Source organism: Pseudomonas sp. SA233 (genome assembly GCF_054792385.1).
The window spans coordinates 176,578-195,047 of sequence record NZ_CP096449.1 but is presented as its reverse complement, the minus strand read 5'-3'; the positions used below and the strand labels follow the sequence as shown (position 1 = coordinate 195,047).

General features: G+C 61.2%; 3 protein-coding genes. All 3 read right to left on the bottom strand.

Annotated features, from left to right (window positions below):
• Nucleotide 1: 1 nt before the first annotated feature.
• The 3 genes from M1D87_RS00850 to M1D87_RS00840 all read right to left on the bottom strand — a co-directional run bounded on the left by M1D87_RS00850 (nucleotide 2) and on the right by M1D87_RS00840 (nucleotide 17,797).
• Complete coding sequence (locus M1D87_RS00850; RefSeq protein ID WP_123085387.1) at nucleotides 2-901, bottom strand: TauD/TfdA dioxygenase family protein; 900 nt, start codon at nucleotides 899-901, stop codon at nucleotides 2-4.
• Nucleotides 902-1,100: 199 nt separating this feature from the next.
• Complete coding sequence (locus tag M1D87_RS00845; protein ID WP_015268518.1) at nucleotides 1,101-1,442, bottom strand: hypothetical protein; 342 nt, start codon at nucleotides 1,440-1,442, stop codon at nucleotides 1,101-1,103.
• Between the two features lie 251 nt (nucleotides 1,443-1,693).
• Complete coding sequence (locus M1D87_RS00840) at nucleotides 1,694-17,797, bottom strand: retention module-containing protein (protein WP_461241462.1); 16,104 nt, start codon at nucleotides 17,795-17,797, stop codon at nucleotides 1,694-1,696.
• Between the last annotated feature and the right edge of the window lie 673 nt (nucleotides 17,798-18,470).

Below are 18,470 nucleotides of genomic sequence, written 5' to 3'. Positions count from 1 at the left end.
GTCAGAACGGGGCATCGCCCTGGATGGTGGTGCGGTAAAGCTTGCGTCGCAGGTGTGCGGGGCAGCCGGTGGCCAGGTGGATCAGCGAGCGGTTGTCCCAGAACACCAGGTCGCGGGGCTGCCACTGGTGGCGATAGATGTTCTGCTCCAGCACGCTCAGGGCATACAGCTGTTGCAGCACGTCGCGGCTTTCGTCACTTGGCAGGCCGACGATACGGGTGGTGAAGCCTTCGCTGACGAACAGCGCCTTGCGGCCGTTTTCCGGGTGGGTACGCACCACCGGATGGATGACTTCCCGTACCTGCGCCAGCTGCTCGGCGGTCAGGGTCGGGCGCCAGTTGCCTTCGAACTTGGTCTCGGCGTAACGGGCGGTGTAGGAGTGAGCGGCACTGCGGCCCTCGACCACCTTGCGCAGGGTCGCGGGTACAGCGTCCCAGGCCTTGTGCATGTCGGCGAACAGGGTATCGCCGCCTTCGCTGGGCAGTTCCTGGGCATGCAGCATGGAGCCAAGGCTGGGCAGTTCCTTGTACGACAGGTCCGAGTGCCAGAACTTGCCGGCATCACCCAGGCCGATGTTTTGGCCGTTTTCGATGATGTTGGAAACGATCAGGATCTCGGGGTGGCCGGCGAGCAGGAACTGCTTGAGCACATGGACCTGCAATGGGCCGAAGCGGCGGCTGAAGGCGATCTGCTGGTCGGGGCTGATGCGCTGGTCGCGGAACACCAGTACATGGTGGTCGAGGTGGGCGCGATGGATACGGGCAAAATCCACGGCGTTGACCGGCCTGGCCAAGTCCAGGCCGATGATTTCGGCACCTACAGCACCGGAAAAAGGGCGGATTTCGAAGCGTTGCGGCAGTGCGCTGTCGATGATCGACAAGGCGTTCGAGGCGGCTGACATTTTTCACTCCCACGCAGTGCGCGACTTCAATGGCGCGCAACGATCAGAAACGCACGGGGATTTCCCGTGTGGGTTCAAGTCGTGCGGCGCATCGATTGGTCGACGGGTACGCAGTGGAAGCGACTATAAAGTCATAAGAGTTTTATTTTAAATACCGATAAAGAATAACCATAGCACGGCTGTCAGAGGCGGTGCGCAATCAGATCAACCCGCCCTGCTCTTCCTCATCGATGAGGTTGTTCAGGCTGCTGAGCGCCTTGCGCGCTGTAGAACGGTTGAGCAGCTTGGCCTGCGCACCGGGGGGCAGGTCGGTGATCTTGAACACACCCTTGGCGGTCAGCACATCGATCAAGTCCTCGAGCACGCGGATCATGTCGAGATCGCTTTGCTTGAGCTGGTTGAGGCTGTTTTCCACGACGTCATCGGCAAACCATTCCTGGATATCGGCATGGTCGGCGGGGAGCATTTCGGTGAACTGGTCAAAAGCGGCTGCTTCGACCCGCTGCAACTGGCCAGCGGCATCGCGTTGCACGTAGAACATGGCGGTGTCCCTCGTCACATTGGTTCCTGGGTGGTAGACAGCAGCATAGGCAAAGATCACCGGGCACGCAGGCCCGGCGCCAGAGTATGCGCTGTCGCAGGATGCCAGGAAAGTACCATGGCCGCTGAGCGGCCAATCGCCGGCAAGCCAGCTCCCACAAGAACCGCACAACTCTCCAGAGCTGCACAGTTCCTGTGGAAGCTGGCTTGCCGGCGATCGGGCTGCAGTGCAGCCCGCTAGCGCATCAGTAATCAACTGTCCTTATTGTGGATGATGATTGTCGGGTCAGCACCGCTGATCAACGAGTTGATCGTGGTGTTGGACCAGTTCACCCCTTCCAGCTTGATGGTCACGTCGGCGTTGGCGATACCACCGGCGGCATTGAGCTTGCCTTCGCTGCTGACCTGCAGCGTCGTCGTGCCTTCCACCGTGGTGAGCTTCAGGTAGTTGTCGATGGTGCTGCCCTTCTCGCCCTGGAGCAGGTCCTTCAGGTCGATGCGGTCGCCTTCGGCCACCTTGAAATCCTTGATCACGTCTTTGCCGGTATCGCCAGCCTTCCATACGAAGGTGTCGGCACCGCTGCCACCGGTCATGGTGTCATCGCCCTTGCCACCAAGCAGGATGTCATTGCCTTCACCACCGAGCAAAGTGTCCTTGCCCAGGCCACCGATCAGTATGTCATTGCCCTTGCCACCGTCGAGGGTATCGTCTCCGCCTTGGCCGAACAGGAGGTCATTGCCCGCCCCACCGTTGAGAATGTCATTGCCATCGTTGCTGCGCGAGACATCGAATTCGCTGACGTGCTCGACGATGTACTTGTGCAGCACGCGACCGTCGACATCACCCAGGGCCACACCCAGCTGGCCTGCGACATATCCCTGTATGGCTTCGACACCGTTGCCGGCGACCGAACCGAAGCTCACCAGGTCACCGAAGATGATGTCGTTGCCATCACCACCGTTGACGGTGTCATTGCCCGGCACGGTGGCTTCGGTGTGGCCCAGGATCGCTTCCGCCAGTTTGCTCGGGTCGATGTTGGTCTGCGGCTTGCTATCGGTGTCGTAAGGCTTCAGGTCGTTGACATTGACCGCGCTGTTGAGGCCAATGGCCTCCACGCCAGACAGCTTGGACAACAACAGGAAGCTCTGCTGGGAATTGAGGTCCGCATAGTAGTCGGTCCAGCGGTCGGAAGTGGCGTAGGAAAACTCATAAGTACCATCTCCCTGAGCATGCAACTGTCCGCTTGCATAACTGTCGGTTTTCCAGTTGTTGCCGTTTCCGGTTTTGTACTCGGCGGTCATGTTGCCAGCGGCGTCGATGCTGAATCGGTTGTTGTTCCCCACCAGCTTGCCAGTGACCACATCACCCAATTTGTAGTTGATCGACTTCAGCACTGCATCCAGTGTGTAGCTTGAGTTCATGAGCGTGGGGTCATACTCGCCGGTCTGGTACACGTTTGGCTGGCCGTCGGTGATGAAGAACGTCTGGCGGCTGCCGGTGTTGCCCGCATCCATCAATTGCTTGAACCAGTTGGCGGTGGTCTTGAACGCATCCTCGTAGTTGGTCGAGCCGCTGGAATAGAGTGTATTGAGCGCACTGTAGAGCGAGCTCAGCGCGTTCTTGTCGCCCAGGTTGACCGAAACCGTACTGTTCACCTGGGTGGAGAAGTCCACCAGCAGGATGTTCACTGTACCGGACTGCGCGCCCTTGACGCTGTTGGCCAGCGTATCGAACACCGACTTCAGCGAGTTGCGCGCGGCATCGACCGCGCTGCCCATGCTGCCTGAGGTATCGACGATGAACGCAATGTTGTAGTCCTGACCCGGCGTCACATGCAGGCCACTGATGTCGGCAACGATGATGTCACTGGTGGTGGTGCCGGTGAAACTGTCGCTGTCGGTAGTCAGGTTGCTGGCGGTGTAGGTGTCCGGATAGACAGTTACCTTGATCGTGCCTTCGGTGGAGGCTTTGCTGCCGCCCACGCTTTCGGTAGCGGTCGAGGTGACCTTCACATCGAAACTGCCCTGGTAGTACGCCGGCGGCTTGATGCTCAGGCCGTTGAGGCTCCAGCCGGTGACGTCAACCGAAGTGGCGCCGACGGTTATGGTATGACCAGCGCCATCGCTGAGCACCGAACCTGCCGGAATGCCGCCCAGCTTGACGCTCAGGCTCTCGGAGCCGTCAGTGTCGGTCAGGTTGGTGGAAATGCCGACCAGCTTGACGGTGCCGTTCTCCGGCCCTTCGTTGAGCTTGTAGCCGTCGTAGTAGCCTTGGCCATCACTGCCATGGAAATCGGACACGGAAAGCCCGGCGTTACCCATCGCCGCAACGTTCGGGTACATCGGGATGGCCGAGCTGCTCAGGTCGGTCACCGGGCCGTTACCGACCTTGACGTTGATATCCAGGCTGCCCGGGCCGGACTGGTTGGCGTGGTAGATCTCCAGGGTGTAGTAGCCGCTGACAGGCGGCGAGAAGCTGCCGGAGATCGTACCGCCCGCCCCCCAAGTGGCGCCGACCACGCTGGTTTTGCCGATGTAGACCTGCAGGCTGTCATCGGCGGTGCCGCTGAAGGTGTAGGTCTGGCCGGCTTCCAGGTAGATCAGGCCGGAGGTCTTGGAGCCCGTACCGGCGGCAACGCTGCCGCCCGAATCGGCGCTGGTAACCTGCTCGGTCTTGCTGGCACTGCCAGAGTTGGCGAACACGTTCTTCAGCGCAGTACCGCTGATGCCGTTGCCGTTGGTGCCCAGGCCCGTGAGGCTGTTCCAGGTTTCCTTGGTCAGGCCAAGCGATTCGGGGGTGTTGCTGCCGATGTTCAGGCCAGGCTTGTCGGCTACAGGTGCAATATCGACCTTCAGCGTGGCCTCGCCACCAGCAGCGGCACCGTCGGTAGGCTTGTACTTGATCTGGGCATAGTCGGCCTGCTTGTTGCCGACGCCCGTTCCGCCATATCCGTCGATACCCGACTCGTTGGGTTTTGGCACGAACCGCAGGTTGCCGGCAGCGATGTCAGCCTGGCTGACGGTCTGGTTCTGGGCGACGTTGACCCAGGCGGTGCCGTTGAAGAGCTGCAGGGAAGCCGCTGGCAGCTGGGTGAAGGTCACACCCAGGCTCGACAGGGCGCTGTCGACGTCGGAAATGTTGAAGTCGTTCCAGGTCAGCACCAGCGGCGTGTCTTCGACGCCAGTGACGGCGCCGCCAGTGGCGACCGGTGCGTCGTTGACAGCGATCACATTCACCGTGGTCGTGGCGGTGTTCGAGGTATTAACGCCGTCGGTCACCGTCACGGTGATGATGCGAGGCGTGGTGCTCGGGTTCTCGCTGCTGTTGATGAAGGTGATGTTCTTGATCGCCTGGATATAGTCGGCCAGCGACGCAGCGCCGCTCAGGGTCAGGACTACCTTGCCGTCTGTGCTGTTGGCGTTGATCGTGATGCCGTTGACACTGTTGCCCAGGTTCAGCGCATCACCCGGCTGGCGGTTGGTCAGGGTGACCGTCGCGCCCGTCAGCTGCGAGCTGTCGAAGTCGGTGATAGTGACGTCCACATCGCCGATCGACACACCACTGCCTGGCTGGTTCTCGGTGAAGGTGGTCTGGTAGTCGGCTCCGGTCTTGCCGCTGGAGTCGTTGCCATCCAGGTCCAGAACCGGAGCTGGCTCGAATATCTGGGTGGTCACGCTGCCGGCGCTGGAGCTGATGTCGAGCTTCTCGAAGTTACCGCCAGTGGCCGAATCGATCTTGACCGTGAAGTGCTCGGTACCCTCGGTGGCGTTGTCCTTGAAGGTCGGGACGGTGAACGTTGCCTGCGAGCTGTTGGCCTTGATCACTACGGTAGCCACGCCGGTGTAGTCCGTGCCATCGGCCGCGGTGCCGGTGTAGGTCAGTTTGACGGTGACGTCGGTCTCGGCCTTGTTGGTCAGGTTCAGGACGTACGTGGCATTACCACCTTCGGCGACCGCGGCGGTGCCGCTGATGCTCAGGGTGGTGGTCTGGATGGTATCCGTGACAGCAGTGACCGCCGCCGTATCGCTGACGTTCAATTTCTCGAAGTTGCCACCGCTGGTTTCGGTGATCTTCGCCGAAACGTTGCCTGCATCGATATAGACGTCATCGGCTGGCGCCGGAACGGTCACGGAGCCGGAGAGCTTGCCCGCATCGATGCTGATCACAGCGCCGTTGCTCAGCTTGATGGTCATGTCGGTGCCAGCCTTGTTGGTCAGGGTGGCGGTGTAGGTGATCTGGCCACCTTCTGCGACGGTTGGCGTGGCGCTGAGGCTCAGGCTAGTGTGGTCGATGGTGTCGCTGACCTTGGTTACCGCATAGGCTCCACTGGTAGCCAGCAGCTCGAAGTCGCCGCCAGTGGTGCCATCGATCTTGGCCTGAACGGTACCCGCATCGATGTACACATCGTCGCTCGGCGCGTCGATGGTGATCGAACCTTCTTTCTGACCCGCCGCGATGGTGATGGTCTCGCCGTTGCTCAGCTTGACGTTCAGCGCAGTACCCGCCGGGTTGGACAGCGTAGCGGTGTAGGTAATCTTGCCGCCTTCGGCCACGGTATCTGTCGCGGTCAGCGTGAGCGTGGTGACGTCCGGGGTCGCCGGGTTGTCGGTGACAGTGGTCACTGGCTCGCCAACGGCCACGGTCTTCTCGTAGTTACCACCCGAGATGTCGGTGATCTTGTTGGTCAGGTCCAGGTTGGTGTTATGGACGTTGTTCGGCGCGGTGAACGGCACCGACGCCGACGACTCACCCACCGGAATGGTGATGGTCTGGCCGTTGGCCAGTTTCACCACCAGGTCCGAACCGGTGACCTTGTGGTTGACCGACGCGGTGTAGGTCACTACGCCGCCCTCGACCACACTTTGCGTGGCGGTCAGGGTCACGGTAGTGGTGTCGATGGTATCGGTGACCTTGGTCACAGCCGCAGTGCTGCTGACGTCCAGCTTCTCGAAGTCACCACCGGTGGTACCGGTAACGGTCACGCTCAGGTCTTCGGCATCGACATACACATCGTCGCTCGGCGCGTCGATGGTGATCGAGGCTTCCTTCGAACCGGCGGCGATGGTGATGGTCTCGCCGTTGCTCAGCTTGACGGTCAGCGCAGTACCCGCCGGGTTGGACAGCGTAGCGGTGTAGGTAATCTTGCCGCCTTCGGCCACGGTATCTGTCGCGGTCAGCGTGAGCGTGGTGACGTCCGGGGTCGCCGGATTATCGGTGACAGAGGTCACTGGCTCGCCAACGGCCACGGTCTTCTCGTAGTTACCACCCGAGATGTCGGTGATCTTGTTGGTCAGGTTCAGGTTGGTGTTATGGACGTTGTTCGGCGCGGTGAACGGCACCGACGCCGACGACTCACCCACCGGAATGGTGATGGTCTGGCCGTTGGCCAGTTTCACCACCAGGTCCGAACCGGTGACCTTATGGTTGACCGACGCGGTGTAGGTCACTACGCCGCCCTCGACCACACTTTGCGTGGCGGTCAGGGTCACGGTAGTGGTGTCGATGGTATCGGTGACCTTGGTCACAGCCGCAGTGCTGCTGACGTCCAGCTTCTCGAAGTCGCCGCCGTTGGTGCTATCGATCTTGGCCTGAACGGTACCCGCATCGATGTACACATCGTCGCTCGGCGCGTCGATGGTGATCGAACCTTCTTTCTGACCCGCCGCGATGGTGATGGTCTCGCCGTTGCTCAGCTTGACGGTCAGCGCAGTACCCGCCGGGTTGGACAGCGTTGCGGTGTAGGTGATCTTGCCGCCTTCGGCCACGGTATCTGTCGCGGTCAGCGTGAGCGTGGTGACGTCCGGGGTCGCCGGGTTGTCGGTGACAGTGGTCACTGGCTCGCCAACGGCCACGGTCTTCTCGTAGTTACCACCCGAGATGTCGGTGATCTTGTTGGTCAGGTCCAGGTTGGTGTTATGGACGTTGTTCGGCGCGGTGAACGGCACCGACGCCGACGACTCGCCCACCGGAATGATGATGGTCTGGCCGTTGGCCAGTTTCACCACCAGGTCCGAACCGGTGACCTTGTGGTTGACCGACGCGGTGTAGGTCACTACGCCGCCCTCGACCACACTTTGCGTGGCGGTCAGGGTCACGGTAGTGGTGTCGATGGTATCGGTGACCTTGGTCACAGCCGCAGTGCTGCTGACATCCAGCTTCTCGAAGTCGCCGCCGTTGGTGCTATCGATCTTGGCCTGAACGGTACCCGCATCGATGTACACATCGTCGCTCGGCGCGTCGATGGTGATCGAACCTTCTTTCTGACCCGCCGCGATGGTGATGGTCTCGCCGTTGCTCAGCTTGACGGTCAGCGCAGTACCCGCCGGGTTGGACAGCGTTGCGGTGTAGGTGATCTTGCCGCCTTCGGGCACGGTATCCGTCGCGGTCAGCGTGAGCGTGGTGACGTCCGGGGTCGCCGGGTTGTCAGTGACAGTGGTCACTGGCTCGCCAACGGCCACGGTCTTCTCGTAGTTACCACCCGAGATGTCGGTGATCTTGTTGGTCAGGTCCAGGTTGGTGTTATGGACGTTGTTCGGCGCGGTGAACGGCACCGACGCCGACGACTCGCCAACCGGAATGGTGATGGTCTGGCCGTTGGCCAGTTTCACCACCAGGTCCGAACCGGTAACTTTGTGATTGACCGATGCGGTGTAGGTCACCACACCACCTTCAGCGACGGTCGAGGTCGCGGTCAGGGTCACGGTAGTGGTGTCGATGGTATCGGTGACCTTGGTCACGGCTGCGCCGCTGTTTACATTCAGCTTCTCGAAGTCACCACCCGTGGTTTCGGTCACTTTGACCTGCAGTACTTCAGCATCAATGTAGACATCATCGCCTGGGGCGTCGACGATGACCGAAGCCTCCTTCGAGCCGGCGGCAATGGTGATGGTTTCACCGTTGCTCAGCTTGATCACCAGATCGGTGCCGGCCTTGTTGGTCAAGGTCGCGGTATAAGTGATCTTGCCACCCTCGGCAACCGTCGGTGTCGCGCTCAAGGTAAGGTGGGTAATGTCCTTGGTGCCTGGTCCGTCGGTCACGGTCGTCACCGGCTCGCCAACGGCTACGGTCTTCTCGTAATTGCCGCCCGAGATGTCGGTGATCTTGTTGGTCAGGTCCAGATTAGTGTTGTAGGCATTGTCTGGCGCGGTGAAGGGCACCGACGCCGACGACTCACCCACCGGAATGGTAATGGTCTGACCGTTGGCCAATTTCACCACCAGGTCAGAACCGGTGACCTTGTGGTTGACCGACGCGGTGTAGGTCACCACACCACCCTCGACCACGCTTTGCGTGGCCGTCAAGGTCACGGTGGTAGTGTCGATGGTATCGGTGACTTTGGTCACGGCCGCCTTGCTGCTGACATCCAGCTTCTCGAAATTGCCACCCGTGGCATCGGCGATGGTCACGCTGAGGTCTTTGGCATCGATGTACACATCGTCGCCTGGGGCGTCGACGATGATCGAAGCTTCCTTCTGGCCTGCCGCGATGGTGATGGTTTCGCCGTTGCTCAGTTTGATGACCAAGTCAGTGCCGGCCTTGTTGGTCAAGGTGGCGGTGTAGGTGATCGTGCCACCTTCGGCCACTGTCGGTGTGGCAGAAAGCGTCAGGCAGGTAATATCCTCTGAGCCTGGGCCATCAGTAACCGTTGTGCTGACTTCCGATTTGTCCAGGGTCAGCTTTTCAAACTTCCAGGCATCTGCACCGCTGACCGAGTCGATCGCATTTACTACAGGCTGAGCACCTACATAGACATCATTAGGCGCGGTAACGGTGATCGAGCCGGTGTTGCTGTTGGCCGGCACCACAACAACGGTCTTGCCGTCGCTGAGGGTGAAGTACAGCGGCGAGTGGTTGTTGATCGGCAGGCCGTCTTGGCTGGTCAGCGTGACGGTATAGGTAATTTCGCCACCCTCGGTGACGGAATCGGTAGCCGTCAGCTTGGCCACTACTTCGTTGATGGTGTCAGTCACTCCCACCGACGCGGCTCCGCCAAATTGCAGATTCTCGAAGGTGCTGCCTGCGGTATCGGTCGCCGACTTGAGGCCAACACTGATAGTGCCGGCGTCCTGGTAAACGTCGTCGCCCTGTACGGCATGGGTGTACTGCGCACTGGTTTCTCCCGCCTTGATCGTGACCTGGGCATCGTTGCTCAAGGTCACGACAAGATCGTGCGCCAGCACGGTGTTGACCTTCACGGTAAAGGTCGGGTTCTGGTTCTCGAGGACCGATACCTGGTCGGCCTCGATGCTAACCCACACAAGGTCACCACCAGAGCCTGGGGTGCCGGATTCATCAGTCACGGTGGTAGTGACCTCGGTTTTGTCCAAGGTCAGTTTCTCGAACTTCCATACATCAGCACCGCTGACCGAATCGATCGCATTGACTACCGGTGGATTGGCGCCCATGTAGACGTTGTCCGGCGCGGCAACGGTTATCGAACCGGTTGTACTGTTGGCCGGTACCTCAATAACGGTCTTGCCATCGCTGAGAGTGAAATACAGCGGCGACTGGATGCTGAGCGGCAGTCCATCCTTGCTGGTCAGCGTGACGGTGTAGGTAATTTCGCCACCTTCGGTTACGGACTCGGTAGCGGTCAGTTTGGCGACGACTTCACTGATGGTGTCCGAGATCTCAACGGTGGCCGGGCCTCCGAACGCCAGCTTCTCGAAGGTGGCACCCGAGACGGTGGCATCTGTCACGCTGAGCGTGACGGAGCCGGCATCCTGGATGACATCATCGCCTTGGGCTGCGGTCTTGTATTCCACTTCGGTCTTGCCGGCCTCAATGGTCACGGTGTCGCCGTTCGACAGAGTAACTGTCAACGGACGGTCCAGTGCCTGGCTTACCTTCACAGTAAAGGACGGCTGCTGGTCCTCTGTCACGTTGCCATTACTGACGATGCTTACGGTGACGGTATCGATACTGTCATTGATGACAGTCGATGCAGGCGTCGGGTCTGGCGTCAGCTGTTCGAAGTTGCCACCGGTCGCACCGGTAATCGTGGTGCTGACAGTCGAGCCGTTGTTATAGACGTCGTTGGCCGGGGTTTCGAAGTCGACGCTGCCCTGGGTCTTGCCGGCTTCGACGGTGATGGTCTGGCCGTTGGACAAGGTTACGGTCACCGGGGTCTGAGCCGGGTTGCTCAGGGTCACGGTGTAGGTGATCACCCCGCCTTCGGTCACCGACGGAGTGGCCGTCAGGGTCGCAGTGGTGGTATCGACCGAGTCGTTGATCGTGGTCTGCGCCGGGGTCGGATTCGGCGTCAGTTGCTCGAAGTTGCCGCCGGTCGCACCGGTAATCGTGGTGCTGACAGTCGAGCCGTTGTTATAGACGTCGTTGGCCGGGGTTTCGAAGTCGACGCTGCCCTGGGTCTTGCCGGCTTCCACGGTGATGGTCTGGCCGTTGGACAGGGTCACGGTTACCGGGGTCTGAGCCGGGTTGCTCAGGGTCACGGTGTAGGTGATCACGCCGCCTTCGGTCACCGACGGAGTGGCCGTCAGGGTCGCAGTGGTGTTATCGACCGAGTCGTTGATCGTGGTCTGCGCCGGGGTCGGGTTCGGCGTCAGCTGTTCGAAGTTGCCGCCGGTGGCGCTTTCGATGGTCACGCTAACGGTCGAGCCGTTGTTGTAGACGTCGTTGGCCGGGGTTTCGAAGTCGACGCTGCCCTGGGTCTTGCCGGCTTCCACGGTGATGGTCTGGCCGTTGGACAGGGTCACGGTTACCGGGGTCTGAGCCGGGTTGCTCAGGGTCACGGTGTAGGTGATCACGCCGCCTTCGGTCACCGACGGAGTGGCCGTCAGGGTCGCAGTGGTGTTATCGACCGAGTCGTTGATCGTGGTCTGCGCCGGGGTCGGGTTCGGCGTCAGTTGCTCGAAGTTACCGCCGGTGGCGCTCTCGATGGTCACGCTAACGGTCGAGCCGTTGTTGTAGACGTCGTTCGCCGGGGTCTCGAAGTCGACGCTGCCCTGGGTCTTGCCGGCTTCCACGGTGATGGTCTGGCCGTTGGACAGGGTCACGGTTACCGGGGTCTGGGCCGGGTTGCTCAGGGTCACGGTGTAGGTAATCACGCCGCCTTCGGTCACCGACGGAGTGGCCGTCAGGGTCGCGGTGGTGTTATCGACCGAGTCGTTGATCGTGGTCTGCGCCGGGGTCGGATTCGGCGTCAGTTGCTCGAAGTTGCCGCCGGTCGCACCGGTAATCGTGGTGCTGACAGTCGAGCCGTTGTTATAGACGTCGTTGGCCGGGGTTTCGAAGTCGACGCTGCCCTGGGTCTTGCCGGCTTCCACGGTGATGGTCTGGCCGTTGGACAGGGTCACGGTTACCGGGGTCTGAGCCGGGTTGCTCAGGGTCACGGTGTAGGTGATCACGCCGCCTTCGGTCACCGACGGAGTGGCCGTCAGGGTCGCAGTGGTGTTATCGACCGAGTCGTTGATCGTGGTCTGCGCCGGGGTCGGGTTCGGCGTCAGCTGTTCGAAGTTGCCGCCGGTGGCGCTTTCGATGGTCACGCTAACGGTCGAGCCGTTGTTGTAGACGTCGTTGGCCGGGGTTTCGAAGTCGACGCTGCCCTGGGTCTTGCCGGCTTCCACGGTGATGGTCTGGCCGTTGGACAGGGTCACGGTTACCGGGGTCTGAGCCGGGTTGCTCAGGGTCACGGTGTAGGTGATCACGCCGCCTTCGGTCACCGACGGAGTGGCCGTCAGGGTCGCAGTGGTGTTATCGACCGAGTCGTTGATCGTGGTCTGCGCCGGGGTCGGGTTCGGCGTCAGTTGCTCGAAGTTGCCGCCGGTCGCACCGGTAATCGTGGTGCTGACGGTCGAGCCGTTGTTGTAGACGTCGTTCGCCGGGGTCTCGAAGTCGACGCTGCCCTGGGTCTTGCCGGCTTCCACGGTGATGGTCTGGCCGTTGGACAGAGTCACGGTCACCGGAGTCTGAGCAGGGTTGCTCAGGGTCACGGTGTAGGTGATCACGCCGCCTTCAGTGACGCTTGGCGAAGCGGTCAGCGTTGCGGTGGTGGTATCGACCGAGTCGTTGATCGTGGTCTGCGCCGGGGTCGGGTTCGGCGTCAGTTGCTCGAAGTTACCGCCGGTGGCGCTCTCGATGGTCACGCTAACGGTCGAGCCGTTGTTGTAGACGTCGTTCGCCGGGGTCTCGAAGTCGACGCTGCCCTGGGTCTTGCCGGCTTCCACGGTGATGGTCTGGCCGTTGGACAGGGTCACGGTTACCGGGGTCTGGGCCGGGTTGCTCAGGGTCACGGTGTAGGTAATCACGCCGCCTTCGGTCACCGACGGAGTGGCCGTCAGGGTCGCGGTGGTGTTATCGACCGAGTCGTTGATCGTGGTCTGGGCCGGGGTCGGGTTCGGCGTCAGTTGCTCGAAGTTGCCGCCAGTGGCGCTTTCGATGGTCACGCTAACGGTCGAGCCGTTGTTGTAGACGTCGTTGGCCGGGGTTTCGAAGTCAACGCTGCCCTGGGTCTTGCCAGCTTCCACGGTGATGGTCTGGCCGTTGGACAAGGTTACGGTCACCGGGGTCTGAGCCGGGTTGCTCAGGGTCACGGTGTAGGTAATCACGCCGCCTTCGGTCACCGACGGAGTGGCCGTCAGGGTCGCGGTGGTGTTATCGACCGAGTCGTTGATCGTGGTCTGGGCCGGGGTCGGGTTCGGCGTCAGTTGCTCGAAGTTGCCGCCAGTGGCGCTTTCGATGGTCACGCTAACGGTCGAGCCGTTGTTGTAGACGTCGTTCGCCGGGGTCTCGAAGTCGACGCTGCCCTGGGTCTTGCCAGCTTCCACGGTGATGGTCTGGCCGTTGGACAGGGTCACGGTCACCGGAGTCTGAGCCGGGTTGCTCAGGGTCACGGTGTAGGTGATCACCCCGCCTTCGGTCACCGACGGGGTCGCCGTTAGGGTCGCGGTGGTGTTATCGACCGAGTCGTTGATCGTGGTCTGCGCCGGGGCCGGGTTCGGCGTCAGCTGTTCGAAGTTGCCACCGGTGGCGCTCTCGATGGTCACGCTAACGGTCGAGCCGTTGTTGTAGACGTCGTTGGCCGGGGTTTCGAAGTCGATGCTGCCCTGGGTCTTGCCGGCTTCGACGGTGATGGTCTGGCCGTTGGACAGGGTCACGGTTACCGGGGTCTGGGCCGGGTTGCTCAGGGTCACGGTGTAGGTGATCACCCCGCCTTCGGTCACCGACGGAGTGGCCGTCAGGGTCGCAGTGGTGGTATCGACCGAGTCGCTGATCGTGGTCTGCGCCGGGGTCGGATTCGGCGTCAGCTGTTCGAAGTTGCCGCCGGTCGCACCGGTAATCGTGGTGCTGACAGTCGAGCCGTTGTTATAGACGTCGTTCGCCGGGGTCTCGAAGTCGACACTGCCTTGGGTCTTGCCAGCTTCAACGGTGATGGTCTGGCCGTTGGACAAGGTTACGGTCACCGGGGTCTGAGCCGGGTTGCTCAGGGTCACGGTGTAGGTGATCACCCCGCCTTCGGTCACCGACGGAGTGGCCGTCAGGGTCGCAGTGGTGGTATCGACCGAGTCGCTGATCGTGGTCTGCGCCGGGGTCGGATTCGGCGTCAGCTGTTCGAAGTTGCCACCGGTGGCGCTCTCGATGGTCACGCTAACGGTCGAGCCGTTGTTGTAGACGTCGTTCGCCGGGGTCTCGAAGTCGACACTGCCTTGGGTCTTGCCAGCTTCAACGGTGATGGTCTGGCCGTTGGACAAGGTTACGGTCACCGGGGTCTGAGCCGGGTTGCTCAGGGTCACGGTGTAGGTGATCACCCCGCCTTCGGTCACCGACGGAGTGGCCGTCAGGGTCGCAGTGGTGGTATCGACCGAGTCGCTGATCGTGGTCTGCGCCGGGGTCGGATTCGGCGTCAGCTGTTCGAAGTTGCCGCCGGTCGCACCGGTAATCGTGGTGCTGACAGTCGAGCCGTTGTTATAGACGTCGTTCGCCGGGGTCTCGAAGTCGACACTGCCTTGGGTCTTGCCAGCTTCAACGGTGATGGTCTGGCCGTTGGACAAGGTTACGGTCACCGGGGTCTGGGCCGGGTTGCTCAGGGTTACGGTGTAGGTGATCACCCCGCCTTCGGTCACCGACGGAGTGGCCGTCAGGGTCGCAGTGGTGGTATCGACCGAGTCGCTGATCGTGGTCTGCGCCGGGGTCGGATTCGGCGTCAGCTGTTCGAAGTTGCCGCCGGTCGCACCGGTAATCGTGGTGCTGACAGTCGAGCCGTTGTTATAGACGTCGTTCGCCGGGGTCTCGAAGTCGACACTGCCTTGGGTCTTGCCAGCTTCAACGGTGATGGTCTGGCCGTTGGACAAGGTTACGGTCACCGGGGTCTGGGCCGGGTTGCTCAGGGTTACGGTGTAGGTGATCACCCCGCCTTCGGTCACCGACGGAGTGGCCGTCAGGGTCGCAGTGGTGGTATCGACCGAGTCGCTGATCGTGGTCTGCGCCGGGGTCGGATTCGGCGTCAGCTGTTCGAAGTTGCCGCCGGTCGCACCGGTAATCGTGGTGCTGACAGTCGAGCCGTTGTTATAGACGTCGTTCGCCGGGGTCTCGAAGTCGACACTGCCTTGGGTCTTGCCAGCTTCAACGGTGATGGTCTGGCCGTTGGACAAGGTTACGGTCACCGGGGTCTGAGCCGGGTTGCTCAGGGTCACGGTGTAGGTGATCACCCCGCCTTCGGTCACCGACGGAGTGGCCGTCAGGGTCGCAGTGGTGGTATCGACCGAGTCGCTGATCGTGGTCTGCGCCGGGGTCGGATTCGGCGTCAGCTGTTCGAAGTTGCCGCCGGTCGCACCGGTAATCGTGGTGCTGACAGTCGAGCCGTTGTTATAGACGTCGTTCGCCGGGGTCTCGAAGTCGACACTGCCTTGGGTCTTGCCAGCTTCAACGGTGATGGTCTGGCCGTTGGACAAGGTTACGGTCACCGGGGTCTGGGCCGGGTTGCTCAGGGTTACGGTGTAGGTGATCACCCCGCCTTCGGTCACCGACGGAGTGGCCGTCAGGGTCGCAGTGGTGGTATCGACCGAGTCGCTGATCGTGGTCTGCGCCGGGGTCGGATTCGGCGTCAGCTGTTCGAAGTTGCCGCCGGTCGCACCGGTAATCGTGGTGCTGACAGTCGAGCCGTTGTTATAGACGTCGTTCGCCGGGGTCTCGAAGTCGACACTGCCTTGGGTCTTGCCAGCTTCAACGGTGATGGTCTGGCCGTTGGACAAGGTTACGGTCACCGGGGTCTGAGCCGGGTTGCTCAGGGTTACGGTGTAGGTGATCACCCCGCCTTCGGTCACCGACGGAGTGGCCGTCAGGGTCGCAGTGGTGGTATCGACCGAGTCGTTGATCGTGGTCTGCGCCGGGGTCGGATTCGGCGTCAGTTGCTCGAAGTTGCCGCCGGTCGCACCGGTAATCGTGGTGCTGACAGTCGAGCCGTTGTTATAGACGTCGTTCGCCGGGGTCTCGAAGTCGACACTGCCTTGGGTCTTGCCAGCTTCAACGGTGATGGTCTGGCCGTTGGACAAGGTTACGGTCACCGGGGTCTGAGCCGGGTTGCTCAGGGTTACGGTGTAGGTGATCACCCCGCCTTCGGTCACCGACGGAGTGGCCGTCAGGGTCGCAGTGGTGGTATCGACCGAGTCGTTGATCGTGGTCTGCGCCGGGGTCGGATTCGGCGTCAGTTGCTCGAAGTTGCCGCCGGTCGCACCGGTAATCGTGGTGCTGACAGTCGAGCCGTTGTTATAGACGTCGTTGGCCGGGGTTTCGAAGTCGACGCTGCCCTGGGTCTTGCCAGCTTCAACGGTGATGGTCTGGCCGTTGGACAAGGTTACGGTCACCGGGGTCTGAGCCGGGTTGCTCAGGGTTACGGTGTAAGTGATCACCCCGCCTTCGGTCACCGACGGAGTGGCCGTCAGGGTCGCGGTGGTGGTGTCGACCGAGTCGTTGATCGTGGTCTGCGCCGGGGTCGGGTTCGGCGTCAGTTGCTCGAAGTTGCCGCCGGTGGCGCTCTCGATGGTCACGCTAACGGTCGAGCCGTTGTTGTAGACGTCGTTGGCCGGGGTCTCGAAGTCGACGCTGCCCTGGGTCTTGCCGGCTTCCACGGTGATGGTCTGGCCGTTGGACAGGGTCACGGTTACCGGGGTCTGGGCCGGGTTGCTCAGGGTCACGGTGTAGGTGATCACGCCGCCTTCAGTGACGCTTGGCGAAGCGGTCAGCGTTGCGGTGGTGGTATCGACCGAGTCGTTGATCGTGGTCTGCGCCGGGGTCGGGTTAGGCGTCAGTTGCTCGAAGTTGCCGCCGGTCGCACCGGTAATCGTGGTGCTGACAGTCGAGCCGTTGTTATAGACGTCGTTGGCCGGGGTTTCGAAGTCAACGCTGCCCTGGGTCTTGCCAGCTTCAACGGTGATGGTCTGGCCGTTGGACAGGGTCACGGTTACCGGGGTCTGGGCCGGGTTGCTCAGGGTCACGGTGTAGGTGATCACCCCGCCTTCGGTGACGCTTGGCGAAGCGGTCAGGGTCGCGGTGGTGGTGTCGACGGTATCGGTAACCTGAGTAACCGCTGGTGTTTGCGGCACAGTCACTATCAGCCCGCCGCCCCCGGTGGTGCCCGTTACGGTCGCCGAAATCTGGCCGCCGTCGATATACGGGGTATCGTTCGCGGGGACCACGACGTTTACACTCCCAGTGGTCTGCCCGGCCGGAATGACAATCACGGCACCGTTGGACAGGGTGACCACCAGGTTTGTGGTCGGCGCCTGGCCAACCGTAGCGGTATAAACGATTACGCCACCCGCTTCACTGATGGAAGAGGTAGCGCCCAGAACCAGGTCGGTAGCAACATTGGTATCGGTCGTCGGAGTAGTCACCTGGTTGTTGCTGGTGGTATCCAGCTGGCCAACCTCTTCGCCATCGAGCACGGCAGCAAAGCCCAGCCCATCAGTCGGAAAGCCGACGGTAGGGTCGACCCGGCCTGCGGTTTCTTCGAGCATGACAAAGCTGTGGCCACCCCCAAGTGCACCACCACCGCCCGCCGACGACGGGCCAGCCGCAGTTGCTTCAAGCTCGGTAGTCGGGTCGACACCGGCGGCGATCGCCTGTTGCAGCTCTTCCACTGACGGCGCGGCCTGCGCGGTAGCCTGACTCAGGTCGGTGCTGCTGTCAGGCGCATCAGCGCTCCACTGGCTGTCTCGACCCAGGTCAAGCAAACGGCCGTCGGCCAGCTCCAAAGTAACTGCACCGCCTGGGCCGGTGAGCACTTCTTCACCAGCCAGCAGGCGGTCCCCTTCGATCAGAACACGCCGAATGCCCTCTGGGGATACCGCAATAACCTGGCCAACAAGACTTTTGACGATGGCTACAACGCTGCTCATTGGACTCTCCGTGTGACCCGATAGGTACTTCCCTGCCAGAGCGGCACTCGCAGACCACTTCAGGCGGAAATATGTTGATGATCTTTCGACGCTTACCGGCGTCAATATTCCGTCTATAACTTATTGGAATTTACCAAATGCCAAACTATTGACCTGCATTCTGCCATCCTAAACAATCGCCAATGTAATGTCACATTGATATTCGCATATTAACCCTGTGCTTTCTGGGGACAAGTGTCATACATCACCTAAAGCGCGCGCAACGCGACATTCAGAGCATCTTTCTCGGCGCTTAGGTGATGGTATCGGATGGGTCAGGACACCCTTTCATCGGCAATTGTCAAAATTCGAGCGTCAATTTACAAATCACCTTCAGCTCGCTCAAATAATAGCTTTGTTAGAAGCACAACCCTTGCCTAAATGGGGCCCGGCGGTGACTGGAGGCCGCGCAGAACCTGGGCCTTGTGACAGTTCGCGACTCTCGGTAGCCAGTACAGTCGCACAATAAGGGTGCCAATTTGCCGCAGATCAAAGAGATAGCGAACCACAGCGTAAATACTGCCAGCCCTAATACGAGAAAGCGTCACCGCTTGTATAGACCAGGTTTGTCAGAGAACGCTTTTCTAATAGATGAATTTTGCCTAATTAGTCGCGCAAGTTCGTCAACAAATCA

Bases quoted from the DNA above. Each gene is read 5' to 3' on its own strand.
- M1D87_RS00850 (WP_123085387.1), bottom strand. From the start codon at position 901: ATGTCAGCCGCCTCGAACGCCTTGTCGATCATCGACAGCGCACTGCCG.
- M1D87_RS00845 (WP_015268518.1), bottom strand. From the start codon at position 1,442: ATGTTCTACGTGCAACGCGATGCCGCTGGCCAGTTGCAGCGGGTCGAA.
- M1D87_RS00840 (WP_461241462.1), bottom strand. From the start codon at position 17,797: ATGAGCAGCGTTGTAGCCATCGTCAAAAGTCTTGTTGGCCAGGTTATT.